Below are 23,464 nucleotides of genomic sequence, written 5' to 3' on the forward strand. Positions count from 1 at the left end.
AAGGCGCGCTTCCTGATACGATTTCGAGGATTCCTGGAGAGCTGGCAATGTGTAACAACTACCTTCCGGTGCAATCCCAGCTGCTGCGCGACGTCTATGGTGTCGAGCCACCACCCCTCGACTACCCGCCGGAGACCTGGCCAGACTATGCCGCGCCGATCATCGTAGGCGGCGACGGCACGCGCCAGGCGCTGATGGGCACATTCGGCATGGTGCCCAAGACCCGCATCCCACTGGGCGTGGCCAAGTTTGACACCACCAACGCGCGATCGGAGACGGTCGGCGAAAAGCGGTCGTTCTCCGGCCCTTGGAAGAAGGGTCAGCTCTGCCTAGTGCCGGCCGCGAGTTTCCACGAGCCGTTCTATGAGGCAGGGCAAACGAAGTCCGTGCGCTGGCGGATCTGGCTCAAGGACGAGCCCGAGTTCGCCATCGCCGGCTTGTGGCGCGCTTGGCCGGGCGAGGCCGGCGGCGAGGTGTTCAGCTTCACCATGCTGACCATCAACTCGGACACGCATCCGTTGATGAACCGCTTCCACGCCCCGGGCAAGGAAAAACGGATGATCGTGATCGTACCGCGGGCGGAATGGGACGACTGGCTGACCTGCCGGGATCCAGAAGTCGCGCGCAGCTTTCTGCGCGAGTTCCCTGCCGATCAAATGCAGGCAGAACCAGCGCCGAGATCACTCCGAATGGCCCCGACGGCAACAAGGGGCCTGTGACCCTGGGTCAGACGCTGCGAGTACGCCCTTCGGGTAAGCACAACCAATGCCCGCTTGGAGACGGTTGGCGAACGCCGCTGTTATCCCACACGCAGCTACGCAGTTACTTTCGCGCGCACCTTTGTACAGCGGCGATGGTCCGCCGCGGGCTTGCTGCCGCGGCATATCGGCTAATACTCCCTTTCGCAGCCGGAGATTAAGCGTTCGACATCAAAACAGGGCGAGAGACCCCATGCGTGCTGGTCGAGGGGTCTTCCGGAGACGCCCCCAGGGGCAAGGAGCATTCAATGGCACGTTCTTCCCGGATGCCCAGGCCGTGCGGGATTTCATGCAAGCGGAATGCGGATGGAAGGACACCGACATCGTTGCGCTCGCGAGCGCGCGCCCGCTGGAAGACTGCGACTGTAAAGCGCGCTTTGGTGAGTGGATCGTCTGGCAACCTTGCGCCGGCTGCGGTGCAAAGTTGGCCTGTGCGCCGGATGCCGTGGCCGACTATCACTGTGACGACTGCGACTACGACACCGACGAATCAATCGGGCGAACACGCGGCCGATGCCGTTATGCTCGACAGCCGACCTCGGGGCGCTACAAGACAGTCGTCGCCGTCAAGTCGACGACGATTCGGGAAGGCTTTGCAAACGAGTTAACCGCAAGTACTGGTCGAGCGCGGCTATCTCGCTCGGCGCGCCGCATAGTGTACTGATCGGCGTAGGCGTCGCTGGCGGTGGCGGTGGCGGTGGAGGTGGCGGTGGAGGTGGGATGGTCAATTGGTCTGGAGGGAATAGGTCTCATCAAGCGCCGTCCACTCCGAGTCCTTGGTCCGCTGACGAACGCGGGCCTGTTTCAAGTCGCCGTTCTCCGTGAACCAGTACTGCGCGTCGAATTCATGGATCTTGACGCCGTCCTTCATGCGCGCGGCCAGGACTCGACGCTCGGTTGACGTGTCGCCCTCAATGATCCGGTACGTCTCCATGCTGCCGTCACGTTCGAGGAAGCTGGCGATCTTGCTGGTGTTGCCGAGATAGAACATGGTTACCTGAGTGCCGTCGGGCCAGTGGACGCTTTGGAGCCGTCCGGCCGGGTCGAAGTCAAACAGGTAGGTCTTCTTCCAGGCATTCTCGTGTTCGACCTGACGGCCGTTCGCGTCGTACTTGAAGGTTCCCTGATAGTCTTGGTCGGTACGGAACGACTTGACGTGGTTGTCTTCGCCGTAGGCGAAGCGGATGGTATCGGTATTGCCTTCCCGGAGCCCAGAGATACGGCCGCGCGCATCCCGGACGATGGTCGTGGCGGCGATAACCTGCAATACACCATCCGTACTGAAACCCATCTCCGGCCGACCAACAGGAAAGATGCGCATTCCGGTGCGGCTGAGCTTCAGCGACGCGCTTTCCGCTTTGACGCCCACCTGGATGAATTCAAGCGTCTCGTCGTCCTTCATCTGCTTGACGTAGTCCGCCACGGACATATCCCTGAGCATCTTCTTCGTGGCATATGTGGGCAGAAACATGATTTCACGGCCTTTCTGGCTGGCCGTGCCGCATCGGTTGTTGACGATCGCCTGGCCGCGCAGCGACAGCCACTGCTCCAGGTCGACGTGGAACCCGCTGAGACGGAGCTTTGGATCGGACACGTGCATGGCCGCGCACCAGCCGAGTCCGAACATGCCATCGTAAGAGCTGTTTCCCTGATACGTTTGCACGAGATCGCCCCAGTCGGTGCGCGTCATGACCCATTCGTGCCAGTAGGTCAGCTTTGTCAGGTCGACTTCCGCGCGCGCCCACAGCGGCGAGCACAGCGACAGCGCGACGAGCGCATGGATCAGGCGTTTCATTTCAACGGGTTTCCTTTTGTGATAACGCCATCCTTGGCGGTGGCGGAGTACCAGCGATCGTCTCCGACGAGACGCACTTTCCCGCTGCCGTCGGGCTTTCCATGCACCATTTGCCCTTCGTAGAGCACTTCCGGCGTTTGCATCGAGCCTTTGCCGGTGATTTCGAAGAACGCATTGGTGCCGTCATGCACAATGACCTCGCCCTGGGTAGTGACGGCCGTCTTGGTGTTCACCTCGATCGACCAGTATTTGCCGGGTGTACGGCCATCAAGATCGAGTGCGGTGCCAATGCCATTGGCCTCCGAGTAGTCCACCTCGGCCATGCGGAGCTTTTCGCCGCGCAGGCCATAGGTGGCACCGCAATTCAGCTTCCCCGCATGGGGGGCGGCACCCAACGGATTGCATTTGAAATAGATCGAATAGGGCAGGTTGGACTCATCCCGTTGGTCCGGAATTGCAATATAGGTTCCCCCTGTCGCGTAGCCACCGTCGGGGTACATTTCCAGGATGATCTGTTCGAAAAGGTTCTGGCGTGTTCCTTCCAACGCCCATCTGGCCTTCGTCGATCCAAAATTTCTCTCGAGATAGGCCTTGAACCCGGGATCGATTTCAGGGGTGTAGGGGAAGTCGATCGCTGACCACTTCCCGGGGGCGCGGTTCTTCATGCTGACGACCCATGCTTTCGCGGCGAGCACCAGCACTGGATTTTCAGGATCGACCTCAGCCGGCGTCATGCGGTTCAGGCGGCTGCCCAGCGCGCCGCAGTAGTAGGCGCTACCGAACATTTCGGCCATATGTGCCCCGTGACGAATCACGGCATCGTGTAAACCTTCGATGCGCCAGGGGGAATAGGCGACCCACGTAGCCGTGAATCTCGGTAAGACCGTCGCCCGTCGCGAATCAGCGGGCTCATGGGCGGTGACCAGCGCACACATCCGATCGCTGTAGAGCACGATGCTGACGGAGCGGTGTTCCGCGATGTGGTTGGTGAAGTCCCTGTCCGACAGCGACTCGATAGATATCTTTTCGGGATGCGTGTGGACAGATCCCAACACAGCTCCCGCGCACTTCACCCCGTTGCGTTCAATGAGAACCGACTGCTGTTTGCCGCCCTGCATCGCGCCGACTTTCCAAGTCCGGGCATGCCCCTGCCCACCAGTGCTTACACTGTCGACGGCTCTGCGCAGCCGCGTTTCCTCACGCTTGAAACCCTCGGCGTCCATGGTGGCGCGCTTCGACAACAGCGCTTGATAGGCCGCCAATGCCGCTTCGCTGCTTTGCTGGATCGCATCGGGCGTTGTCAGTTCAAGGCAGGCAGCGATCCAGGGATCGGGAATCGTGAGTTCGGCAGGGTAGTCCGCGCTTTTCGAAATGCGTTTCAATCCCGCGAGCACTTGCTCCGACTCGGAAAGCTGTTGCGCGAACACAGGCTTAATGAACGCAGCCAGTAACAGGGCGCACCCCAGTGCGAAGCAGCGTTTCCTGGTCATTATTTCCCCCTATCCCCGTTCTTTGTTCTGCCGATAGGCTCCATAACTTCGCTCGGGAAGTCAATACCGCAGATGCAGGGTAGCGGCCGAACCACCGCGCGGAGGAGATTCTCCATCTTTTCTGAGACCGGTGGCCATCGAATTCTCAGAAAAGTTGGATAGGACTTTGATTTGTAGAGAGCGTCTTGTCTTGTCAACTATTTTGGGGAACCCACACAAGGCCAGCCAGCTTGACAACGCGGAGGAAGACTGGAAAAGTTCCTGTCACCCATGTATCCGCACCAAGTAGATGGACTACCAACTGCATTTTAAAGAAGGAAAGCCACCCGAACTGGGGGCGCAGTATCTTTTCTGGATGTCCAATGGCCTGGTGACCGAGGGGGTCTATTGGCAAAGAGACGGCGCCGAGGTTGTGACGGTTTATTCCATGGTTGAGCCAATGCGGCCGGAGGCTTCAACACATGGGATCGCCAGCGTACGAGCTTGGGCGCACTGCCAGCAGGTCCGCCCGGACTAGGCGACTTCTGTGGTGTCCCCGCTGGACGATAGGCCGAACGGCTCTCCAATTGATGACGTGGCCACCCACCAGCAGCTTTTTCGGCACGGCCCTCCATGTCGATAGTTGGAATTGAATGGAAACGCCCCGTCGGGGGCATTAGGGAGCAAAAACAGATGGGTGAAGCCAAACGACGTGGTAGTCGTGACCAACGAGTGGCCGGTGCGTCCGCATCGATTCCCACACCGGAATCCGTCCGAGACAACATGGGCTTTCCGGAAACGTGCAAGTTCATAGGCTATGTTGTGCACCTCCCAGACAGCGACGAATTCCTAGCTCGTGCCACCGAGCCACAGCCAGGCGTCCTGCTGTATCAGTACGCGGCTACCCCCGGCCTTGCGAAGGTCTATCCCCAACACCACACGGCGAGCAAGGTCGCCAATGGCATCCAGAAGCATCGGACCGTGGTGGCCTTTTTGTTCGACCATGGGACTCAGTGGCTCGTGGGCTTCACGGACCCGGAAACCGAGCCGCAAAGCTGAGAAAGCGCCCCGGCAAGGGAAGGATGGTCCATGAGGTTCTACTTACAGATTGAGACCCAGCTAGGGTGGCGCTATTTGCGCCGGGGCTATTGGGACCGATCCTCCGTCGATGAGCAACGCCCCCAGGTCAAGCGAGGCGAGAATCTGACTGATGACGTCGAGCATGCGGAATGGTGGTCGCAGCGTGGCGTGCAGACCCGGCACGGGCGCTGCTCCTTCGATGTCGTTGCTACAGAGCTGCTCAAGTCCGGATACAAGACGCGGTTCGTCTCGATAGACTGGAAAGGACACCAAGGGGGAAGGGAGCTATCCTTGGAATAAGAGGGGCCGTCTCCGGGCGATCTTTTCTTGTCTCGCCATCATGCCGATAACGGCGATTACTGGTCGGCGTGCTGCGGCTCCCAAAACAAGAAAACGCCCCCGCCAGGGCACCAAGAGAAAACGCCTCCAGCTGGGGAGCAGAGGATAACGCCCACCTCGGGCCGGCAACCGAAGAGAAACGTCATGCACCTGCAGCTTGTTGTCAGCCCTTCGCACTTCGTTGATCGCTACGGTCGCCGAGTTCTGACCGATGGCGGCCAACCAGGCATGGACGGCAATGAGGATGTCGGCTCTACCACGGAGCAATATCGCAATCGCGTGGCGGCCGCCGTCTACGCCAATTGCAAGCATCTGGACAATGCCCAGTTGGGCGAGATCATCGCCTGGGTGCAGCTGTACAAGAGCAAGTGATGTCGCCGGCGATCGACGCCACGGGAAACGCCTCGGCGGGGGTAGACAGCGGCCAAGAGGGCGACGATGGACGAGGACCGTAGCTGGGACAAGACAGACTGGAAGGCACGCGCGGAAACGCTGGCGACCTTGCTGGACGGCTTCCGTGAAGACGCACGCCGCTTCCGGCATCTAATGTCGCTGGCGGAGCCGCATGCCGACGGCTGGCGCATCGAGCTGCCCAGCGATATGCCATTCGAGCGGGCGATCGACACGGACATGCAGACCCGGGCCGTCATCGCAGACCTGCAGCGCAGCGCTCGGGGTGACCAAAGCAACGCCGAATGAGGAAAACGCCCCCCCGAGCAGGGGATCAAGAAATGCCCATCCAAGGCAACTGGGAGAAAGGTAATGAGTAGCAGCGGGATGCGAGTGGAGATCATATTGAGGCGTGCGGCCGATGACCCCGAGGTGAACTCGCCGGAGTTTCAATCGGAGTTGCACACTTTTAGTGGGGCGTTAAGGTCTGCTGGAGTTTCCTATTCCCAGAGGGGAATGGCATTCGATTCCGCCGCAGCCATGGGCTATCCGCTGGCCGAATTCGCCATCAAGGACCTAGCACCGTATGCCGCCACGGTTGTGACAGCCCTGACCGCCTGGATCGGCGCACGCTATGGTCGCAAAGTGCGGTTTAAGGTAGGTGATCTCGAGTTGGAGGCCCGCTCCCCGGGGGAGATTGAGCGGCTCGTGAAGCTGGCTCACAAACATCAAGCCGAACAGATGCATCAAGAGGTTTTGCGGCTTAATGTCATTCGGAATCAGCGTTTGGAAGAGATAGCCAAGCTAACGAGCGATATGGCCATAGCCGGCAGTGCCCAGGAGGGCAATCCGCGGTTTGACGCACTCATGGCCGAGCAGAAACGCTTGTTGGAATCTTCGGAGGCTGCCAACAAGGAAGGATTGGGCCGCGTGTGAATCATGACCAACCGCCGTTGGTTTGCATGTTTTGTTCCCACGAGATCTTCGCCAACTAGCCGTATGCTCGGGAAGCGGGGTAACCTCACAGGGGTGGAGATTTGCCGGCGGCGGCATGAGGGGCACCTCTATGGCCACGCCACAAGTATCGACTATCTGATGTCCGGGCGCCATCGCCAGACTATCGACACCCTGTAGACTTTCAGTCACGCCAATTCTTGGAGCCTACTATGCCGATGACAGATCCCACCGACTCCCTGAAATCATTCCAGGAGCATTTTTCTCTTGGCGTCATTGACGTGCAGCGCGGTGCCCTCGACCAGGATTTGTTCGTCCACCAGGATCAACCGAACGGAACCCTCAGACTCACGTATGTACGACTCAAAGGGCAAACGGTAAGCGCCTTGGCAGTGTTCGTACTGACTGAGCCCATCAACGGAGCGCCGTGCTTCCAGATCGGCTACGCCGTCCCAGAGGTGTATCGGTCCCAGGGAAACGCCAAGGCTACCGTGAGCGCCGCCATTGCAGAGCTGAAGCACGGTCTTGGGCGCAATGGAGCCAAGCCGTTCTATATCGAAGCAATCGTTGGCACCGACAACCTAGCGTCGCAGAAGGTAGCTGGCGAGACTTTGACCGCAGCAACTGAGGCAATCACGGATGAAGTGTCGGGCCTGCCAGCGCTGCGCTACTTGATGAAGATCACCTACCCCTAAAGCCGATGGCTGCCTGCCAGGCGCGGCAGCAGCTGGGCGGCATTCCACGAGCCGAGAACAAAATTCTGCAACCCAACGGCCGCCTCCGGGCGGCCTTTTTTGCCACCCGGCTCCATGCGGATAACTGCTATTATGGCATGGTGTTTTTAAGGATCCCAGCGCTTGCTGGCTTCCTGCAGGCGCCGAGGCGCCTAGATCGGGACGCCGCTGTCAGAAGCTGTATGGCGCGCGGCTCCAATCCTTCAGGACCCGGTAGTCGTGCTCGGGCAACACGATGGTGCCGGCCTCGGCCGCGGCCAGGATTTGCTCCCCCGCCCAAGACCCAAGCCGATTGCCGTGCAACACGAAGAAGAACCAGGCAAATGCGTGGCCAACACGCACGTCGAATCGGAGGAGCTCGTCCCATAGTGCTAACACGGATCCGCGGCGCTTCTCCTTGACCTCTGGCAGCCTGCGCGTCGTGGTCCAAGCCGGAATCACTGTAAGGTGGCGAGACTGGTCCTGCGGGTTCGTATAGTCGCTGACCTCGAAAACCCAGTGGTCAGTGAGCGAGGCACCGTTCCGGCCCGCGCTCGATCGATCCCAGTCAGCGAAAAAACGTGCCAGCCGCGGCTTGCGGTCGCGCAACTGTGGGTACTTATCGAAGTACCGAGCTGAGTGTTCTTCACCGGTCCGAGTATTACGTGTCAGGATGATGACGCGTTCTTGTTTAGCCTTTTCTGCGTCGTCCAACTCGCTCTCAAGGCACAACACCTCCGCGAGATCGTCAATTCTCTCCAGATGGTAGGACGGGGCGCCGAACGGAATACGCGAATCCAGCGACGCGCCCTTGCAGCTGGTTTGTTCCAACAGGCTATCGAGTGACCTGGGTTGGGCGTATATATCCGCTCCAAATAGTGCCCGCTCGATCCAATGTTGATATCGGGTAACGATGATCTGGTAGAACTCCGCTGACCCCGTACCGTAAGGCGCAACAAAGCAGATGCGCTGAATCTCCGCATCCGCAAACCGTAGCTCACCGTCCTTGTGCTTACGCCAGACCGCCACCGGATCGCCGCCGGCTTCCTCAAGTTCTCCCTCCAACCAATCACGGTACTTGCCGAGGGAAGTACCATCTGGCGCGATGACAAGACAATGAGGCGTCGCGAGCGAGAATCCGTCTCGCACATTGCCAAGCCAGACAGGGTCCAGACCTGTTGAGCGACGAAGCTTTTCGATCAGTTGCTTGTGGCCACGCGAGTCCGTCGCAGCGGCGACAACCGTTTCGATTACATCGTGTGAAAGCGGTGGTCGGGAGATGGTCAACGCATCACCTTGCATAGGGTACCTTCGGAGTTACTCGGGTGTCCTGCCAGCAGGCAATCTTGCCATCCCCGAGCTTTCCAATCGAGTGTATCAGTTCGATGTGGTGTCGCCCGTCGGGGGGGATCAAGCAGCATTGAGACGCTGTTATCCTGAGGCCCGATTCGTCCGGCCATGATTTGCGCGAGTTGCAGATGATAAAAGCTTCCCTCCTTGCGAACCGAGTCCGTTGGGCAGTTGCATTCACTGCAATCTTGTTGGTGATCGCCGTTCATTACATCGCAACCGATGGCCAACCAGGCCAGCGGGCGGACGTTCACGGTGCCACTTCCGGCGACTGGTATTTTATCGTCGCGCCTACTGAACCTGACTCACTCGCGAGAGTTGACTATTTTTTCTTTAGCAACCAGAGCGAGTGCGAGAAGCGCTGGCGAGAACTACAGCAAGAGAAAGCGGTGGTTGCATCAAAGTGCAAGATCACTGCATTGAGGCAGATTTAATAATAGCCTCCGCCCCGTCGCGCGAATGGAAGAAATACTGTAGGCTTATTCCTTTCCAGCGGAGAGCTAACATGGCGACATACAAGCAACTATTGGCCGAGAAAGAGAAAATCGAGGCTCAGATTGTAGAAGTCCGCGCGACCGAAGTCGCCGGCGTGATCGAAAAGATCCGTGCTCTTATGGCCGAGCACGAACTTACTGCCGACGATCTGGCACCGAAGCGCCGTCGCGGTAGGCCGGCATTGAGCGAGAAAGCCGCTGCTGCCACGAAAGCTGAAGTGCCCCCGAAGTACCTGGACCCCAAAACAGGTGCCACCTGGTCAGGCCGCGGCCGCGCCCCGGTATGGCTCGGCAAGAATCGGGATAGGTTTCTGATCCCTGAGGCCTGAGGCCTGAGGCCTGAAAGCAAACACTGCCGCCGACGGCGCACCCCTCTACATCTCGACGGCTGCGCTGCCCTTAGAGCCGGAATCTGATGTTTGGATTGGCATCGATCGAGCCAACATTCCAGACGTAGGCTTTGCTGAACAGTCCTGGCGTGCCTGAGGCATTGTGGGAGATAACTTGGGCATTGGATGGCAAGCGAACCTCGAACTTGCCATCCACCCTGATGCCGAGATCTCTAAGACCAGCCTTATCCTTCTCCTGTAGGACCGCCGGCGCAATCGTGTAGACGCCTTCCTTGTCCCTCGTGACCGAGATAACCTTCAGAACAGGCGCGGATTCCCCCACACGCAGATCTCGCTCGATGGCCAGGTCGTAGCGACCAGCGCCAAAATAGCTGGCCTTTTGGATGCCAGGGACCTTGGCCATCTTGTTCGCTTCTTGCTTGAGGCCCTGCTCATCCTTCTCGGACAGTGGGCCCTGCCCCTTGATCTGCATTGCCGCCGGCAAAAATGTCGCCGTACCATCGTACTTGTACGTGTACGCCCCATCTGCCTTCATTGTGACAGAGGCAACGAATTTTTCCGGAATCAGGCAACCCGCAAGAAGACACGTGAAGCCGATTTCGGCTAACAGAGGGAATGATCTACGCATAGTCAATTTTGAAGTCGATGGCGAACACGCATATTATTCTCGTCTGAGTCATCGACGGCAACCCAGTGCAACGTCGACTCTCCCGGATGCAAGCCAGCGGAAGATCGGATCGGAACGCCACTAGTCGCCGATCGTCCAACCTGATGCCTTGATCAACTGCAGGACGCGCCCGACCTCAGAAGTCGCCGGCGTTGTATTGATGGTTCTATACAAGTCCTTCAGCATCTCCGTGAACGTGAGGATCTGGATCGGATTTCCAGCGAGGTTCTCAAGGAATGTCGCATTCAATTCCCAGCTGCTTCGATCTCCATGCAGTCGCGTTACGGCAGTGACATAGGTGAAAGCCGTTGCACCGGTCACGGCAAGCACTTCAGCTCTAAAGGCTTCCGCCCATTTCGGTTTCACAAGCTCTCGAAAGCCTCTCCAGGCTTCACGTCCCGAGACCTTCTTGTTCTGTTTGATCGCTTCGCACCACCATTCTGGACGAAACCCGCCCTGCCAACTTTTGCAACTGACCACCCACACCTTGTCTGGGCCGTCTTTCAGCGGATGGATCCCAATCACATCTATATCGCTGTGTACTGAGTCGTCGCTTGACTTGTAGTCGCCATGGCCCTTGTCAGGGCGGAACTTGAGGTTATGCCGCGTGAAATAGCCCTTGTGCTGCAGGTACTCGTCCACCATCTGCTCAAGAATATCTTCCTTCATTGCCAACCCTTCTCCCTAGGTAAGAGCATCATCGCGGACATACCACGCGCGTTTTCCGTAATGACATAGCGGGGGTGGTGTCGAGCGACCGCGCCGCGCGCGCCCGACACAACTCCGCCAGGCGCAGTTGCACGCCGTCGTTCGTCGGCTGGATGCTGTTCAAGTAGATAACCTCAATGTCCTCCCAAAACCAGGCCACAGCGTCCGCAAAGCGGTGAAGCAACTCGCGCGGGATGGCCACGCTGCTGAACGAGGGTGGCGGCGGATCCGCCGGCAAGGTTTGGCCCGGGATTGGGAAGGGGATGCTCCCGGAAGAGCGTCTTCGACGACGGCCCGTCGCCGTGCCGGCACGCGTTACCGATGAGCTGCAGCAGGTCAAGGACAGCAAAGCTGTCGAAGGCGGTCATGGGGATGCCCCGCAAGCTTTCGAAATGCCGCTGCACCTGCGGCCATGCGTCCTTGGCGATCCTGTTGAGAAGAACTAGATCGCCTGGTGGGAATGTAACGCAGCCCCGCAAATAGCTGCGGAGTTGGCGCTCCCACAACGACTGGATGGCCAGACAGAACGCTTCGACCGTCGATTGCAGGAGGGCCTGCGCGTCCGCGTGGGCGAACGGGGCGCCGCCTTCGTTGCTGGCCGCCCACGCTGCGATGTCCGTGTCGAGCGCGGCGAGCGACGGCTCCACGACGTCGCGCAGGAACGCACGAACCTGCATCCCGTGCTTGAACGTGAGCACATCCTGATAGCCGTGCGCCCAGCGGTGCGTATCCACCGTTGTCACAGGCGCCTCCAGCGGCGAATTCGTTCCCGCAGACGGGACCAGCGCGTGGACGGTGCGGGGCGGTGCCTCGGCACGTCGCGGAACTGGGGGAAGTCGTTGAGGAACGTGGTCAAGCCAATGTTGCCCGGCCGAGGGTCGGTGGTACGGAAGATCTCGGCCAGGTCGGCCTCCTCGGTCGGATCGGGGCGCCCCTCGGGCCAACTGGCGAACCCATAAACAATGAGCACAGACTCGGGGGAAAGCCCGCTTCGACGCTGCTCCCGCGGTGCCTGGACCTCACGATAGTAGCCTGCGTCGTGGACGTTGTGCATATTGAGCGCGAGGTAGAACTGGTGTCGCCAGTGCTCCTCGTGGTCGTCCGCAATGACGCGATGCACGCCGGCGCGGATCCGACGTTTGAGGGCCTTGTACGTTTCGATGTGGCGGGCCGCGGTCAGCCAGTTCAGGCGGTCGGCCGGCACGGGCCGAAGCTGGGTGCCGTCCACCGTCAACGCGGCGTAGGCCCGTTCCAGCGACAGTTTGGCGTGCTCGAGCAGGGCCGCGCTCTTCTGGTAGAGCAGCGGGCGAGCCAGCGCGAGCACGGCGATGATCGCCGTGATGACGGCGGCGACGATGGTCGCGAGCAGGGACAAGCGCGACACTTGGGCATCGCTCAGGTCGACGAGGGAGAGGTACGAAAGCAGATAGTTCAGGGTCATGCGGGCCGCCCGATCATGCGGACTGGAGTTGCAACGCGACCGGGTGCAGCGACACGGCGAGCTGATATTCCAGCAACCGGACGTGCGACACCTGCGTCGCCGCGTACAGCAGCTTTTCGGAAATCGACGAGGCGACAATCACGCCCCACACCTTCTTTCCCTGGGCGCGGTGTTTCTCGACCCAGCCCATGTAGCGAAGGATCTGCCCCAGCGCCTTGTCCGGCCCACCGTCGAGTTTCAGCTCGAACACCACAAGGTCGCCCGCGGAGTCGACGAACAGCAGGTCCAACGGGCCAAGCGCGGTCTGGTACTCCACGCCGTCGCGGCCCTCGTCGTCCACGAACAGGCGAAGCGGAGCGGCCTGCCCCGGCAGGGTCGGCGGATTCTTCGCCAGGTAGTCGCGCAGATGCGCTTCCATCGCGAACAGGCCGGATCCGTAGGGGTCCGGACCAGCGTCCATGGCCTCCGGCTCCTCGTCAGCAATGCTGTCCAGCGTGTCGTCGCAGCGGTGCACGCTGAGCGCACCGTCGGCCGCTTTGGCGATTTCCCACGCTCCGTGCTTCGCCGGGTTGTACCACACGACCTTGCCGCGCCCGATGTTGTAAAGGAAGTCGTATTGGCCGTTGGCCAGGCGCGGCTTCTTGTTCTCCGGGTAGTGCACTCGGGAGGGCGCATTCACCGAGCAAATGATGAGCTGGCAGTTGATGGTCTCGGATTTGAGGTCCGGGTACTGGACCCACAGGAGTTGCTTGACCTCGGCGTACGTCACCTCGCGCCCGAGCGGGGCGATCGTGTCGCGGATGAGTTGCCAGATCGGCGGGCGGTTCGTCGAAGCGGTGTTCACGAATCCCTTGCGTTCGAGTTGGTATGGTCGCCAGACGGCTCTGCCCCGGCTAGTCGACTTGATACCACGATGCTTCGTACGTGCACCAGCAGAAAGTAGTTGCTCCTCCGCCCAGGGCGAGGGGCGCCGTAGTGGGAGTGCTCATCCTGTCCGCCGTCACCCGGGCCGCCTCGGAAGGAGCTCGACGGCCATTGGCTTTTCGAGCAAGCCTTTGCACTCAGTCTCAAAGGGATTGTTGGGAAGCGCGCAGACAGTACATACCAAGTCGGCGTTCGCTCGCCCGACTGGGTGAAGATCAAGCGACCCGGCGCGGTCGCGCCCGGGCGATTCCAACGGGCGATGGGGTAGCCGCCGATCTCTGGCGTTGGCTGTGGACCACCCGGCAGTCACGCGCTGGAATAGGGCATTTGCGCCGCTATCTCACTCACGCACAGCTGATATCATATCATTTTGATATGATATTATTAACTCATATCATATCGAACGGAGAGCATGTCTCATGGCGCGTCCTGGCATCAGCTACGAAGAAGTCAAAGCGGCCGCAGAGGAACTGGTGGCCGAGCAACAGAAGCCGACCCTCCGTGCGGTCCGCGAACGCCTGGGGGGCGGCAGCCCCAATGCCATTCATCGGCATTGGACCGCCTGGCAGGGCCGGCAAAAGCCGGCCGCACGCGCGCTGCCCGAGCCGAATCCTCGCCTGTTGGCCGCGCTGGGCGCCGAGCTCTCCAAAGTGGCAGAGGAAGCCAGTGCCGAGGCCAACGCCGAATTGGCCGCTGCGCAGAGGGATCTGGCAGAGTACGCGGCGCGCGGCGAGGCGATGGAGGCGGAGCTGACGAAGCTGCAGGAGCAGCTAGCTCAGTTGGCTTCTGAGCGTGACACCTTGGTCGGGAAGGCTAGCGAGCAAGCGGAAGAAATCTCACGCCTACAGCAGGAAGCAGAGCGCGGCCGTGAGGAGATGGCAAGTGTGCGGCGAATCCTCGCCCAAGCCGAGCTACGGTTGGAAGCGGTGCCGCGCCTGGAGCGTGAAGCTGCCGATCTACGCGAGCAGTTGGAGCAGGCCCGAGCAGCCAGAGTTGAGGCAGAGAAGTTGGCCGCCGTTGCCGAAGCGCAGCGCGCCGGCGAACAGGCCGCCCAGCAGCAAGCGGAAGCTCGCCTTGCACGTGCGGAAGAACGAGAACAGCAGACCCGCAAGGACCTCGCTGATGCGATCGCCGCACATCAGCTCACGCGCGAACGCCTGGTCGAATCGGTGGGCTTGGCCAGTGCTGCGCAGGCCGAGCTGAAGCAGCGGCGCGTCCAGGATGACGCGAGGGGCGAGGGCCTGGGCGAGCCGAGCGGGGAAGCCGAAAAGACGGGAGGGACCAGTACACGAGCGCGCAAGGTACCGACTGCTGGCAAGTAGAGAAGCGACGCTTAGCGCCTATCCAAGGATAGTGCGCGACGACTCGGGTAGCGCTGCCTTTTCCTATTCGTGGTCTTTCAGGTCGACAAGCGATGCTTCCAGCGTATCGGCTGCATCGGCATGCAGCCCCGCAGTCGCTTCGTTCAGCTCGGCACTCGACGGTGCGGGACTCTGCTGCGTCGCGTAGCACGTTGATCGCGAGTCGCAGAGCATCGGCGGTCGTCAGTGAGGTCATGTGCTTTTCCTATGGTTTGGGGGTACTCCTACCGGACAGGCGGTGGTGGCACCGGCGGGCGGCCCAGCGGCGGCAGCGCCGGGCGCTGGTTGTGGATGCCGCGCGCCAGCTCCTCGACGCGTTCGCGGTACTGGAGATCGGTGGACAGGTCGACATAGGCGCGCGTGGCCAACGCCGGAATCAGTTGGCGCGGCATGGCGGTCTGGCGGATTATGGGAATGAACTTGCTGGTGCCCAATTCCTGCATGAGCTGCCCCATCACCAGCATGTGCTCGAAGCTTGCGCCGCCCATGTTGCCGAGAATCTTGCTCACATAGGGCTCGGTGCAGACCATCACGACGTAATCGCTTTGCATGACGCCGCGCCGCATGAAGAGCGCGAGATCATCCCCCGGCCGCGTGTCCCACTGGTCCAGCAACACCTCGATCCCGTAGGCCCGCAAGTCCATGCCGAGCTGGGCGACCCACGCCTTGTGCGCGACCGAGTCGTGGGAATACGATAGAAACACGATCGGTGCCTTGGGTGCAAAGAGCGTCGCCGAGGGCAAGAGCAATCCCGCTTGCTGGAGCACGCTCGCCAGCGCGACGTTCTTGACCGCCCAGTGCGTGCGGTTCAGCTCGAAGCTGCGTTCGATATCGAGCGGGTGCTGCAGGGCTTCGAGCTGCTCGGGCGCGATGGGCGCGATGTCCGGATCAAACTCGAAGGCCACGCCATAGCCATCGTTACGGTGCGAGATCCCGGTGATGCGACCCACGCGTGCCGCCTTGCGGCACATGCGCTCGTATGCGAAGACCGTGGGCAGCGACTGCAGGACATGAAACGTGTCATCGCTGAGCGGCAGGAAGCGATTGCGGACGATGTCGCTGGTGTATTCGAAGAGCCGGTCCTTGTCCACGCTCCACGAAAGGCCTTCCCAAGCCTCGTCGTGGGCGCTGACCAGCAGGTTGTAGTGGGACTGGGCGATGCTCACGGTGTCTTCCTCAGAGTGCGGTGCGCTGGCGCGATGAGGAGCCATTATGCCGCGCGGGACCGCCCGCCTGCTGCGCTTCGCAGTATCGCCTACTGCGCCACGCCGGCGGCATGGACGTGCTGCAGGATCCACAGCACGTCCCGCACCGCATCGCTGGTCTCCCTGTCCAGCGCATGAAACTGCAGCGCCGTGATCTGCGCGATCGCGACCTGTCCAGCATGGTCGAACGCCTCGGGCGACGCCGGCGGCTCGCACCGCAGTAGCGCGAGCCACGTCGAGGCTTTCGACGGCCAAGGCGACATGGTCGGCGAGATCATCCCGGTCGGCGTCGCGCATCGCGCGCGTGAGCGCATGGCGGGCGACCCAGACGGTGGAAGCAATGGCCTCGGCGCTCACGACGCGTCCGGCGTCAAATCGTCGGGCGGGCCTCATCGGTCTGCGTCTGCAGCGTGAGGAACGCCTCACTGCCGAGCTTCAGGCAATCACGAATGAGCCTAAGCGCCCAGCGCCCCTTCTATCGTTGCGAGCTGCATCAGCCGCCGCTGCAGGGGCGATACGTAGTAGGTCGGACGCGGCTTGCTTCCCACCATCGTGAAGGTGTCCGCCACCACCAGCCCGATACGCACCAGCGGGGCTGGCGACCGCGTCGAGGTCCTTTTCCGATCCGTTAGGGCGCGGCCTGGTCGATCTTCAGACCGAGACAGCGGCAGGACATCATGTGAAGTCAAAAAAATCGGCCAGAAGGAGCCCATTCCTATCGAGCACTCGAACATCAATGCTCATGACTTCGACTCGTTCGTCAATTGAGTGCAACTCGCTCAGGAGTTCGCGAGACTGGCCCGGTAGGAAGTCGCTCAGGTCGCCCTGTTGGTGATTCGGATGCAGAACGGCCACGCGAACGCGTTCAGGTTCGAACTCCCGAATGAATCCCTTGATGGTGGTCACAGTGTCCGGCATCCTCCTGAACGCGTCAGGGTGCAATGGTCCGGCGAAACACCAGCGTCCGCCAGCCATTTTTCCCTTAGTCTTGGTCAGGAACTCCTTAAGGCTTTCGTTCGCCTCGTGAGGCGAAGTCAGTCGAAGGTATAGCCGACGCTCGTTGCCCAATCTGTACTCGTCCGGCAACTTCGGAGCCTTTGGAATCTTGCCTGCGGTGCCAAGCCGATGGTCGCGAAACATCGATCGCAAAGTCGTGCTCTTGCCGAAGTTTCTGGGCGCAACGATGAAGAGTGCGCGTTCAACATAGGTGCTCATTCCTTTTTCCTATTCGTGGTTCTTCAGGTCGGCCAGCGATGCTTCCAGCGTATCGGCTGCATCGGAATGCAGGCCCGCAATCGGCCATGCACCCCAGGCAATCTCCACCACAGTCAACGCTTAGTGGATCGTCGGCGTTGTCCAGCGGCCGTCCACAGATCGCGCAACGGCGGCCGAGAGGTTCACCGATTCTCTGAGCAGGCTCCAATGCTTTTCCGATTAATCAGCGTTGTGCGCCAGCGCCGGTTAGTGGCGATGAGTGAGACTGGACGATCCCCTGACGTGGCGATGCAGGAATTTTGTCCCCACCTCCCCCTCTGGAAGAATCCCTATTCTCATTAGGCAGACCATCATGCCGTAGCCTGGCTGCTAATGCTAGCGTGGACGGTCGAGGGAATCGGCTTGAGACGCGCAATCATCATCATTGATTCGAGTGGCGGAATTTGTGCTCCTTCTCCTGCATCAGCAAGATAGGCATTTCGAAGCTCTCTCATGATTGCAGCTAGTGCCGTTCCTCCAGATACATCGACAACGCCTGGGTTGGGTAGATTGACCAGATCCTCGTGGATGTCTCGGGCGATCTCACACACCCAACGGTGCAAACCATGCGCATAGCCGTCGTTGTCCAGTTCGCCGTGTTGGCGAGCTGATTCTTGAAATCCGTCTAGAAGGCCAGCGACGGCTTCGGCAAACTCATGCTGAGGAGCCCGGAATACAGCACTCATACATGTCAGATACGAGGCGACATAAAACAAGCGCAGCGAAACAAAGGCTGGTCTGGGATCGGCCTCGATAAGGCCAATGAAACTTGCCTCGCTTTCACGCGGAAGCTTCAGGATGCTCTGGATACAAGATTCGATATTCTGATCGGCCATCTTAATATGATTTCTGCGTGGCATTAGCGTCACAAGAAGTTTCAAATGCGAGGGATTACAGAATGGGTTGGCTGAATCGCATCAGGGCCATCACCCCATATTGCCTGGAAGTCACGACCCTTCCATCTTGGAAGAGGATGCCGAGCTTGTTGTTCGTTCACAGCCAACCCGGAATGCAACGAGGCAACGCTGGATCCTGGTCCGAAGTGCTGCTCGCATTGCGGCGAGACCGAGCTTCGGCGCGCGGATCTGTCGGGCATCTCTTTGACCAACAGCGCCAGGCCTTTATCTGCAGTACCTGTGGCGAGCAGTGAACTGCGTGATCTGGCGAACCAAGTAAGCCGGTATGCGGGATCAATAGAGTTTGACACAATGCGCCCAATAAAATCAGACACTTAGCGACGCACGTGATCGCACTCTAGCGAAAAAGAGTTCAGGCAGAAATCGTGCGACAAAAGAGTTTGACACAACCTGTTGGGCATGTAGCGCTGCGACGGCAGAGATCGAGTGCCCATACTTGCCTAGACACGTCTGTTCAGCAGCCTCCGGACCAGTTTTACATGTCGCCTAACAGCTAGGTCGCGCCAATGTCGGGGGGCCGCTCCCGACCCATTGCGGTCATATGGACTCTCGGAAAGCTGACGTTCGACGCGGCGTGGCAAACGCATCCTGGACATTGCCCGTTGCGCACCGGTCACGAATAGCCAATCGTGACAGGATTCAATCAGGGTCTTCCTTCGCCAACTGAGTGGGCTGCATCGCCATCCGGGGCATGCGCTATCGAACGCCGCGAATGAACGCAAGTATTCCCGTGCCCACTGTATCGTCGGGGCTGTTGATCGAAAAAACCTCAGAGAAGTGGTTCTGTCCCGGGAAGCGTGTGAATGCTGGACAGCGGTTGGCTTTGCAGAGCGCGTCCTGGAGCTGCAGCGCCTGGAGCTCCACGGCGACGGGATCGAGTTCCGCGGTTGCCACCATGAGTGGCAACGGTGTCTGCTGAAGTCCGGGCACTGACGAGCGTTCCGCGTACCGGCTGACGTCGTCGCCGAAATATGCCTTGAGCGCCGGGCTAATCTCGGCGGTAGCGGGGTCGAAGATGGTCGCCGAGAGAAACGCCGCGCCAGCCAGTCCTACGCCAACCGGTCCATAGAACTGTGGGTGGGCGACATAGGAGGCCACGAGCACCGCGCCGGACGAGTGACCCACGAGAAAGACCCGCTTCGGGTCGCCGCCCTGCGCGGCGATGTTCTCCTGAACCCAGCGCACTGCCAGACCCAGATCTTCGGTGCCCGCTGGCCAAGAGTTCTGCGGTGCCATCCGGTGATTGAGATTGACGCCGATCAGTCCGCGGCTCGCGGCCCATAGCATCACGTTGTCGTAGAAGGGGCTGTCGGACGCATGTTTGTCACCGCGCACGAAGCCGCCGCCATGCACGAAGATCAGCACGGCACGCGGCGACTGGAGCGCAGTCGCGGGTACGAACAGGTCCAGCCTCTGGCTGTCTGCCGGCCCGTAGTTCAGATCCCGCGAGACACGCACTCCCGAATAAGACTGTGCCTTCAACAGCGGCACATATAGGGCGGCGGTGCTCGACGGGTCAACGACTCGTTCCAGCGCCTTGAGCTTTTCGTCAAGATCGGGCGGCACCTGCGCCAGGGATAGGTGACTGGCGACGCCCAAGGCCAGAATCGCCAGGGCGCGCCCGAAAATTTCTCGACGGCTCATCACAATCTCCCGACGCAGCTCGCACGGTGACCAATCGGGGTCTTGTCTCCGCACAGGTCCCAAGTCTGATGCATGACCGCCACGTTGTGCTGCGCCACGCATCAACATCAATTTATAGATTACCGGGTAGTCAACTGCAAGACGAGAGCAGCACCTAACGTCCGCTGTCCTACGCCCACGACCGATGGACCGCTTCTGGCCGGGAACGGACCTCCGTCGGACCTCCGCCGTATGCACCTCGGACGGATCTTCCCGACCCAACTCGGCCGCTGAACATGCCTCCTTCTAAACATGACGACATAAGTATTGCAGCATGTATGATTGCGTGGTTACTCTAATGGAGAGGCAGTCATGCGCAGACTCGAGATTGCAGACGCACATATCATGCAGTTGGCGATTCGACAGGAGATCGAGCGAAGCGAGGAGTCGCGGTATGACCACCGCCTGCACGGAGTGCTGCTGGTCAGCAGCGGTTACTCGTGCACTGAAGTGGGCCAGATGTTCGGTCAAGCGGCCACGACAGTTCAGCGATGGGTCCGACGTTTCTAGCGGGGCGGTTTCGACGGATTGCGGGAAGGTGAACGGCCCGGTCGCCCGCGTGCGTTGAATGACTCGCAATGGCGTCGCATCGAGGCGGATCTGCGCAAGACACCACGCGACTTCGGATTTGAAGCGGGCCTGTGGGATGGGCCCGTTCTATCGGAGCACTTGCGTCAGCGCTATGGCATCAAGCTGGGCGTGCGGCAGTGCCAGAGGCTGTTTCGCCAGATGGGTTTCCGGCTGCGCAAGCCGCGCCCGCAGGTCGCCCAGTCTGATCCTATTCGCGTTGCGGCGGTAAAAAAAACTGCGGCGACTGGCAAAGCGCGACGACATTGAGTTATGGAGCCTGGACGAATGCCATTTCCAGCAACACGGATCGCGCTGTCGCATGTGGGTGGCCCCGGAAATCCGCGATCCGGTGTTGATGCATGCGCCGACGCGAAAGTCGGTGGCATGTTTTGGCGCCGTCAGTCTGAGCACGGGTCGCTTCGTCTGGCAGGTATGCCCTGTCTTCAACGCAGAAACGTTTGCATCCTTTCTTCGCCAACTACTCCGCCATCGACGTCGCGGCAAGCGCATCGTCGTGGTCCTGGACAACGCCAAGTACCACCATGCCGTTCTGCTCAAACCGTTACTGCACAAATACAGGCGGCACATGACGTTGTTGTTCCTGCCACCATACAGCCCGCAACTGGCGCCTATCGAACGCGTATGGAAACTGACACGGCGCCTGGGGTTACATAACCGGTACTTCGCCACCCTCGTAGAAGTTCTCTCGGCAGTCGACGCCTGCTTCCAGCAATGGAAGAGACCAAACGAGGTACTACGACGACTATGCTGCATTATTTAAGACGTTGTGTTTAAAAGGCCGTTTCCGAAGGTAAAACGGTCACTCGCATGCAGCCCGACGTCTATTCGGTGCAAGCGGCCGTTTACGCTGGTGGCGTATAGCAGCGAAAGCCGGAGATTTTCGGCGTTTTTTGATTCCGTTTCGGTTTACGGCGGCAACCACACGACAACATGCGCTCGAAAGCGGTTTCGTTATCAATCATTTTCGCGAGATACGGGCGGGGCAGCGTGTCGTCTACGTTTTCGCGCTGATGCACACACCCTCACGCGCGCGGGGTCACCCCCGGCGCGAGACCGAAAGGGGGCGGGGCGTGGTCCTTGTACACTGACGGGTGCGCGAACAAATGGGGATCACGATGACGAAAAATAAAGTGCCGATGTACCCACGGGACGGCGGGGGCAGCTTCAACGTACCTGCGACGAAAGACGGCGCGATTCAACGCCTCGTGCCGCTTGGGGACCATATGGAGATCTATTCGCCCGAGGAAACATTCAGGATGCAGACACCTGAATCCATCGACCCCAGTCGGACGAACCCGAACGCTATGTTCGTCAACGTGAAGATAGCGGACGTCGGATCCTCGTCGCCCATCGTTGCCCGCACGGTCCTCATGGCGCATGACATGCTTCATCACCGGACGATACTGCGGGACGATGAACGCAGAGAAGCGGCGCTCAAGCTCATGCACCGGATCAAGACTTCACTCCTGCACTGCGAACAGGCGGCCGACGAACTTATCAAATCGGTGCACGCTCAGTGTGAGAGTTTCGGCCAGACGGAACAGGCAGCAAACGCCCGAACGTATGCGAACTTCCCGATCGTCGCAGATCTCGACGCGAAGGTCACTGCGTTCTTGATTCCCGCACGTCGCGTCATCACGGATATCTGTCAGATCCCCCAGCACTTCTGGAAGCTCGGCAGCATACATAGCAACTTGGACTACCTGCTCGACAAAGAGATCGCACCACTGCTCGGCGAAGAGCATCACATGGTGCAATGGTTCCGGAAAATGGTTCCGGCCATCACGCGCATCGTGAATTTCCGTAACGGGCAGGAACACATCGGCACGACGAAAGGGCTGCCGTTGGTGACCAAGAATTTCGAGATGCTACCGACGAACGAAGTCCATGTTCCGGTGTGGTATCTCGAAGGCGAACGACCAAGCTCGATCACTGACGAAATGCCGCGCATGGTCAATCACCTTTTGCACTTCGCGGAGACGATGTTCGTCGCGTGCGTCAATGCCAACCTGCCGACCTTCCCGCCGATGGTTCTGCAACTCAACGAGAAGCCAGACCCGCTGTGCCCAATCTCGTACACGCGGGTCATCGACGCCAGCCGCTTCACGCTTCCCGAATCAGGTGCTCAGCAAGCCGACCCTCCTGGATCTGCCGAATTCCAATGACTCCCCCCGGGAACATGACGACGTAGCGAGTTGACATAACCCGGCGAGCGGACCACAACGTACGTATACGAAATCCGAAACGCGCAGGCACAAAGGGAGTTGGTCAATATGCATAACGCATCATTCTGGCGCCGCTATTTTCAGAGCATGTTCAAGTCGCACCTCGAGCGCACGCTGCAGGTGCTCGAGCAACGTCTGCTTCCGACGTTTGATGGGATCGAAGCTGAAGCAACCGCGCTTCAGGAGAAGACGTACAACGAGCTGGTATCGATGCCGCTTGATCCTGACGTAGTCGACGAGTCCATGCTGGCCGAATCTGCGTTTGAAGCTGGCTACGCGCATTATTCCGGGATGGAAGCCGTCCGGCAGTCGCTAGTCAATTCGTTTGCGCCAATGATCTATCACACGTGGGAGCAGCAGCTGCTGGCGTTCCACCGCAAGGAAGTTTTGCACCCCAAGGAAGAGCACAACAATGACTTCCTGAAGCTGTCAGTGCTGCGCAAGCGGCTCGCGGCCAACGGCTTCGACATTACCCAATTGCCAACGTGGTCGCGCATCGACCAATTGCGGTTAGTAGCGAACACCGTGAAGCATGCCGATGGCGACTCCGCCGATAACCTGAAGGCACAACGCCCTGAGTTCTTCGAACCGCATCATGCGAATGGGAAGCTCACCGCGATGCCGTTTCGTTATACCCCAAGCGTCTATCGGCCTATGTCGGGCGAAGACCTATATCTAACGATGGCGGACATTCAGGCGTACGGCCGCGCGACGATTGAGTTCTGGGGCGAGTTTGCGGACGCTCTGGAGCGCGCGTAGGGCGTCTGAAGCACGGGAGGACTGCGTGCAAGGTGCT

The 23,464-nt window shown here is 60.0% G+C and carries 28 protein-coding genes; 15 read left to right on the forward strand and 13 right to left on the reverse strand.

Going from position 1 to position 23,464, the window contains the following annotated elements; all coding sequences use genetic code 11:
• Nucleotides 1–47 precede the first annotated feature (47 nt).
• Entirely contained in the window at nucleotides 48–719 is a 672-nt protein-coding gene (locus tag AC1DS6_RS30500; protein ID WP_477103795.1) for an SOS response-associated peptidase, read from the forward strand.
• A 232-nt stretch (nucleotides 720–951) separates the two neighbouring features.
• Nucleotides 952–1,422 (forward strand): hypothetical protein, encoded by a 471-nt coding sequence (locus AC1DS6_RS30505; protein ID WP_253933075.1) that lies wholly within the window; start codon nucleotides 952–954, stop codon nucleotides 1,420–1,422.
• 60 nt (nucleotides 1,423–1,482) lie between these two features.
• Here the strand turns inward: AC1DS6_RS30505 and AC1DS6_RS30510 are convergent, their stop codons facing one another.
• Complete coding sequence (locus AC1DS6_RS30510; protein ID WP_253933405.1) at nucleotides 1,483–2,553, reverse strand: RHS repeat domain-containing protein; 1,071 nt, start codon at nucleotides 2,551–2,553, stop codon at nucleotides 1,483–1,485.
• Nucleotides 2,550–4,043, reverse strand: a complete 1,494-nt coding sequence (locus AC1DS6_RS30515) for a hypothetical protein (protein ID WP_477103796.1) — start codon at nucleotides 4,041–4,043, stop codon at nucleotides 2,550–2,552. Before AC1DS6_RS30515 ends, AC1DS6_RS30510 begins: the two co-directional genes overlap by 4 nt.
• A 289-nt stretch (nucleotides 4,044–4,332) precedes the next feature.
• On the opposite strand from AC1DS6_RS30515, the gene AC1DS6_RS30520 reads away from it, so the two are divergent.
• From AC1DS6_RS30520 to AC1DS6_RS30545, 6 genes are all read left to right on the forward strand, one after another.
• A complete protein-coding gene (locus AC1DS6_RS30520) occupies nucleotides 4,333–4,560 on the forward strand; it encodes a hypothetical protein (RefSeq protein ID WP_477103797.1) in 228 nt (75 codons plus the stop codon).
• 155 nt (nucleotides 4,561–4,715) lie between these two features.
• Nucleotides 4,716–5,081 (forward strand): hypothetical protein, encoded by a 366-nt coding sequence (locus AC1DS6_RS30525; protein ID WP_477103798.1) that lies wholly within the window; start codon nucleotides 4,716–4,718, stop codon nucleotides 5,079–5,081.
• Nucleotides 5,082–5,585: 504 nt separating this feature from the next.
• Complete coding sequence (locus tag AC1DS6_RS30530; RefSeq protein WP_477103799.1) at nucleotides 5,586–5,813, forward strand: hypothetical protein; 228 nt, start codon at nucleotides 5,586–5,588, stop codon at nucleotides 5,811–5,813.
• Between the two features lie 66 nt (nucleotides 5,814–5,879).
• Nucleotides 5,880–6,140, forward strand: coding sequence for a hypothetical protein (locus AC1DS6_RS30535; protein WP_477103800.1), 261 nt, complete (start codon nucleotides 5,880–5,882; stop codon nucleotides 6,138–6,140).
• A 207-nt stretch (nucleotides 6,141–6,347) separates the two neighbouring features.
• Nucleotides 6,348–6,767 carry an eL43 family ribosomal protein gene (locus AC1DS6_RS30540; RefSeq protein ID WP_477103801.1) on the forward strand — a complete coding sequence of 140 codons (420 nt, stop codon included), beginning with the start codon at nucleotides 6,348–6,350 and terminating at the stop codon, nucleotides 6,765–6,767.
• A gap of 236 nt (nucleotides 6,768–7,003) precedes the next feature.
• Nucleotides 7,004–7,480 carry a GNAT family N-acetyltransferase gene (locus AC1DS6_RS30545; RefSeq protein WP_477103802.1) on the forward strand — a complete coding sequence of 159 codons (477 nt, stop codon included), beginning with the start codon at nucleotides 7,004–7,006 and terminating at the stop codon, nucleotides 7,478–7,480.
• 210 nt (nucleotides 7,481–7,690) lie between these two features.
• Here the strand turns inward: AC1DS6_RS30545 and AC1DS6_RS30550 are convergent, their stop codons facing one another.
• Complete coding sequence (locus AC1DS6_RS30550; RefSeq protein WP_477103803.1) at nucleotides 7,691–8,785, reverse strand: hypothetical protein; 1,095 nt, start codon at nucleotides 8,783–8,785, stop codon at nucleotides 7,691–7,693.
• 568 nt (nucleotides 8,786–9,353) lie between these two features.
• Between AC1DS6_RS30550 and AC1DS6_RS30555 the strand changes: the two genes are divergently transcribed.
• Nucleotides 9,354–9,671: an H-NS histone family protein gene (locus AC1DS6_RS30555; RefSeq protein WP_477103804.1), complete on the forward strand. Its 318-nt coding sequence runs from the start codon at nucleotides 9,354–9,356 to the stop codon at nucleotides 9,669–9,671.
• A 70-nt stretch (nucleotides 9,672–9,741) separates the two neighbouring features.
• Here the strand turns inward: AC1DS6_RS30555 and AC1DS6_RS30560 are convergent, their stop codons facing one another.
• The 5 genes from AC1DS6_RS30560 to AC1DS6_RS30580 form a co-directional block, all read right to left on the reverse strand.
• Entirely contained in the window at nucleotides 9,742–10,320 is a 579-nt protein-coding gene (locus tag AC1DS6_RS30560; protein WP_477103805.1) for a hypothetical protein, read from the reverse strand.
• Between the two features lie 120 nt (nucleotides 10,321–10,440).
• Entirely contained in the window at nucleotides 10,441–11,028 is a 588-nt protein-coding gene (locus AC1DS6_RS30565; RefSeq protein WP_477103806.1) for a nuclease-related domain-containing protein, read from the reverse strand.
• A 173-nt stretch (nucleotides 11,029–11,201) separates the two neighbouring features.
• On the reverse strand, nucleotides 11,202–11,810 hold the full coding sequence (locus AC1DS6_RS30570; protein ID WP_477103807.1) for a hypothetical protein: 609 nt from the start codon (nucleotides 11,808–11,810) through the stop codon (nucleotides 11,202–11,204).
• A complete protein-coding gene (locus tag AC1DS6_RS30575) occupies nucleotides 11,807–12,508 on the reverse strand; it encodes a hypothetical protein (protein ID WP_477103808.1) in 702 nt (233 codons plus the stop codon). Before AC1DS6_RS30575 ends, AC1DS6_RS30570 begins: the two co-directional genes overlap by 4 nt.
• A gap of 13 nt (nucleotides 12,509–12,521) precedes the next feature.
• Nucleotides 12,522–13,352 carry an endonuclease NucS domain-containing protein gene (locus AC1DS6_RS30580; protein ID WP_477103809.1) on the reverse strand — a complete coding sequence of 277 codons (831 nt, stop codon included), beginning with the start codon at nucleotides 13,350–13,352 and terminating at the stop codon, nucleotides 12,522–12,524.
• Nucleotides 13,353–13,851: 499 nt separating this feature from the next.
• Here AC1DS6_RS30580 and AC1DS6_RS30585 point away from each other — a divergent pair, with 499 nt between their 5' ends.
• Nucleotides 13,852–14,754: a DNA-binding protein gene (locus AC1DS6_RS30585; RefSeq protein WP_477103810.1), complete on the forward strand. Its 903-nt coding sequence runs from the start codon at nucleotides 13,852–13,854 to the stop codon at nucleotides 14,752–14,754.
• 263 nt (nucleotides 14,755–15,017) lie between these two features.
• Here AC1DS6_RS30585 and AC1DS6_RS30590 read toward each other — a convergent pair whose 3' ends face one another.
• From AC1DS6_RS30590 to AC1DS6_RS30610, 5 genes are all read right to left on the reverse strand, one after another.
• A complete protein-coding gene (locus tag AC1DS6_RS30590; RefSeq protein WP_477103811.1) occupies nucleotides 15,018–15,959 on the reverse strand; it encodes a toll/interleukin-1 receptor domain-containing protein in 942 nt (313 codons plus the stop codon).
• Between the two features lie 89 nt (nucleotides 15,960–16,048).
• On the reverse strand, nucleotides 16,049–16,276 hold the full coding sequence (locus AC1DS6_RS30595) for a hypothetical protein (protein WP_477103812.1): 228 nt from the start codon (nucleotides 16,274–16,276) through the stop codon (nucleotides 16,049–16,051).
• 397 nt (nucleotides 16,277–16,673) lie between these two features.
• On the reverse strand, nucleotides 16,674–17,213 hold the full coding sequence (locus AC1DS6_RS30600; protein ID WP_267600237.1) for a hypothetical protein: 540 nt from the start codon (nucleotides 17,211–17,213) through the stop codon (nucleotides 16,674–16,676).
• 350 nt (nucleotides 17,214–17,563) lie between these two features.
• A complete protein-coding gene (locus AC1DS6_RS30605) occupies nucleotides 17,564–18,088 on the reverse strand; it encodes a hypothetical protein (RefSeq protein WP_477103813.1) in 525 nt (174 codons plus the stop codon).
• Between the two features lie 777 nt (nucleotides 18,089–18,865).
• Nucleotides 18,866–19,813: an alpha/beta hydrolase gene (locus tag AC1DS6_RS30610; RefSeq protein ID WP_267604133.1), complete on the reverse strand. Its 948-nt coding sequence runs from the start codon at nucleotides 19,811–19,813 to the stop codon at nucleotides 18,866–18,868.
• Nucleotides 19,814–20,197: 384 nt separating this feature from the next.
• On the opposite strand from AC1DS6_RS30610, the gene AC1DS6_RS30615 reads away from it, so the two are divergent.
• The 5 genes from AC1DS6_RS30615 to AC1DS6_RS30635 all read left to right on the forward strand — a co-directional run bounded on the left by AC1DS6_RS30615 (nucleotide 20,198) and on the right by AC1DS6_RS30635 (nucleotide 23,427).
• Entirely contained in the window at nucleotides 20,198–20,362 is a 165-nt protein-coding gene (locus tag AC1DS6_RS30615) for a helix-turn-helix domain-containing protein (protein ID WP_477103844.1), read from the forward strand.
• Nucleotides 20,363–20,416: 54 nt separating this feature from the next.
• Nucleotides 20,417–20,689, forward strand: coding sequence for a winged helix-turn-helix domain-containing protein (locus tag AC1DS6_RS30620; protein WP_477103814.1), 273 nt, complete (start codon nucleotides 20,417–20,419; stop codon nucleotides 20,687–20,689).
• 10 nt (nucleotides 20,690–20,699) lie between these two features.
• Complete coding sequence (locus AC1DS6_RS30625) at nucleotides 20,700–21,203, forward strand: IS630 family transposase (protein WP_267606345.1); 504 nt, start codon at nucleotides 20,700–20,702, stop codon at nucleotides 21,201–21,203.
• 355 nt (nucleotides 21,204–21,558) lie between these two features.
• Complete coding sequence (locus AC1DS6_RS30630) at nucleotides 21,559–22,608, forward strand: hypothetical protein (RefSeq protein ID WP_477103815.1); 1,050 nt, start codon at nucleotides 21,559–21,561, stop codon at nucleotides 22,606–22,608.
• Nucleotides 22,609–22,716: 108 nt separating this feature from the next.
• Nucleotides 22,717–23,427 (forward strand): hypothetical protein, encoded by a 711-nt coding sequence (locus tag AC1DS6_RS30635; protein ID WP_477103816.1) that lies wholly within the window; start codon nucleotides 22,717–22,719, stop codon nucleotides 23,425–23,427.
• The last annotated feature ends 37 nt before the right edge of the window (nucleotides 23,428–23,464 follow it).

The organism is Cupriavidus sp. 05L310 (genome assembly GCF_056398185.1).

What these genes read in the sequence shown, in the direction of transcription:
- AC1DS6_RS30595 (WP_477103812.1), bottom strand. Translation starts at nt 16,276, where the DNA reads ATGATCTCGCCGACCATGTCGCCTTGGCCGTCGAAAGCCTCGACGTGG.
- AC1DS6_RS30530 (WP_477103799.1), top strand. Translation starts at nt 5,586, where the DNA reads ATGCACCTGCAGCTTGTTGTCAGCCCTTCGCACTTCGTTGATCGCTAC.
- AC1DS6_RS30515 (WP_477103796.1), bottom strand. Translation starts at nt 4,043, where the DNA reads ATGACCAGGAAACGCTGCTTCGCACTGGGGTGCGCCCTGTTACTGGCT.
- AC1DS6_RS30555 (WP_477103804.1), top strand. Translation starts at nt 9,354, where the DNA reads ATGGCGACATACAAGCAACTATTGGCCGAGAAAGAGAAAATCGAGGCT.
- AC1DS6_RS30605 (WP_477103813.1), bottom strand. Translation starts at nt 18,088, where the DNA reads ATGGCCGATCAGAATATCGAATCTTGTATCCAGAGCATCCTGAAGCTT.
- AC1DS6_RS30585 (WP_477103810.1), top strand. Translation starts at nt 13,852, where the DNA reads ATGGCGCGTCCTGGCATCAGCTACGAAGAAGTCAAAGCGGCCGCAGAG.
- AC1DS6_RS30600 (WP_267600237.1), bottom strand. Translation starts at nt 17,213, where the DNA reads ATGAGCACCTATGTTGAACGCGCACTCTTCATCGTTGCGCCCAGAAAC.
- AC1DS6_RS30500 (WP_477103795.1), top strand. Translation starts at nt 48, where the DNA reads ATGTGTAACAACTACCTTCCGGTGCAATCCCAGCTGCTGCGCGACGTC.
- AC1DS6_RS30510 (WP_253933405.1), bottom strand. Translation starts at nt 2,553, where the DNA reads ATGAAACGCCTGATCCATGCGCTCGTCGCGCTGTCGCTGTGCTCGCCG.
- AC1DS6_RS30615 (WP_477103844.1), top strand. Translation starts at nt 20,198, where the DNA reads ATGCAGTTGGCGATTCGACAGGAGATCGAGCGAAGCGAGGAGTCGCGG.
- AC1DS6_RS30635 (WP_477103816.1), top strand. Translation starts at nt 22,717, where the DNA reads ATGCATAACGCATCATTCTGGCGCCGCTATTTTCAGAGCATGTTCAAG.
- AC1DS6_RS30540 (WP_477103801.1), top strand. Translation starts at nt 6,348, where the DNA reads ATGGCATTCGATTCCGCCGCAGCCATGGGCTATCCGCTGGCCGAATTC.
- AC1DS6_RS30525 (WP_477103798.1), top strand. Translation starts at nt 4,716, where the DNA reads ATGGGTGAAGCCAAACGACGTGGTAGTCGTGACCAACGAGTGGCCGGT.
- AC1DS6_RS30520 (WP_477103797.1), top strand. Translation starts at nt 4,333, where the DNA reads ATGGACTACCAACTGCATTTTAAAGAAGGAAAGCCACCCGAACTGGGG.
- AC1DS6_RS30565 (WP_477103806.1), bottom strand. Translation starts at nt 11,028, where the DNA reads ATGAAGGAAGATATTCTTGAGCAGATGGTGGACGAGTACCTGCAGCAC.
- AC1DS6_RS30545 (WP_477103802.1), top strand. Translation starts at nt 7,004, where the DNA reads ATGACAGATCCCACCGACTCCCTGAAATCATTCCAGGAGCATTTTTCT.
- AC1DS6_RS30610 (WP_267604133.1), bottom strand. Translation starts at nt 19,813, where the DNA reads ATGAGCCGTCGAGAAATTTTCGGGCGCGCCCTGGCGATTCTGGCCTTG.
- AC1DS6_RS30630 (WP_477103815.1), top strand. Translation starts at nt 21,559, where the DNA reads ATGACGAAAAATAAAGTGCCGATGTACCCACGGGACGGCGGGGGCAGC.
- AC1DS6_RS30560 (WP_477103805.1), bottom strand. Translation starts at nt 10,320, where the DNA reads ATGCGTAGATCATTCCCTCTGTTAGCCGAAATCGGCTTCACGTGTCTT.
- AC1DS6_RS30505 (WP_253933075.1), top strand. Translation starts at nt 952, where the DNA reads ATGCGTGCTGGTCGAGGGGTCTTCCGGAGACGCCCCCAGGGGCAAGGA.
- AC1DS6_RS30535 (WP_477103800.1), top strand. Translation starts at nt 5,880, where the DNA reads ATGGACGAGGACCGTAGCTGGGACAAGACAGACTGGAAGGCACGCGCG.
- AC1DS6_RS30575 (WP_477103808.1), bottom strand. Translation starts at nt 12,508, where the DNA reads ATGACCCTGAACTATCTGCTTTCGTACCTCTCCCTCGTCGACCTGAGC.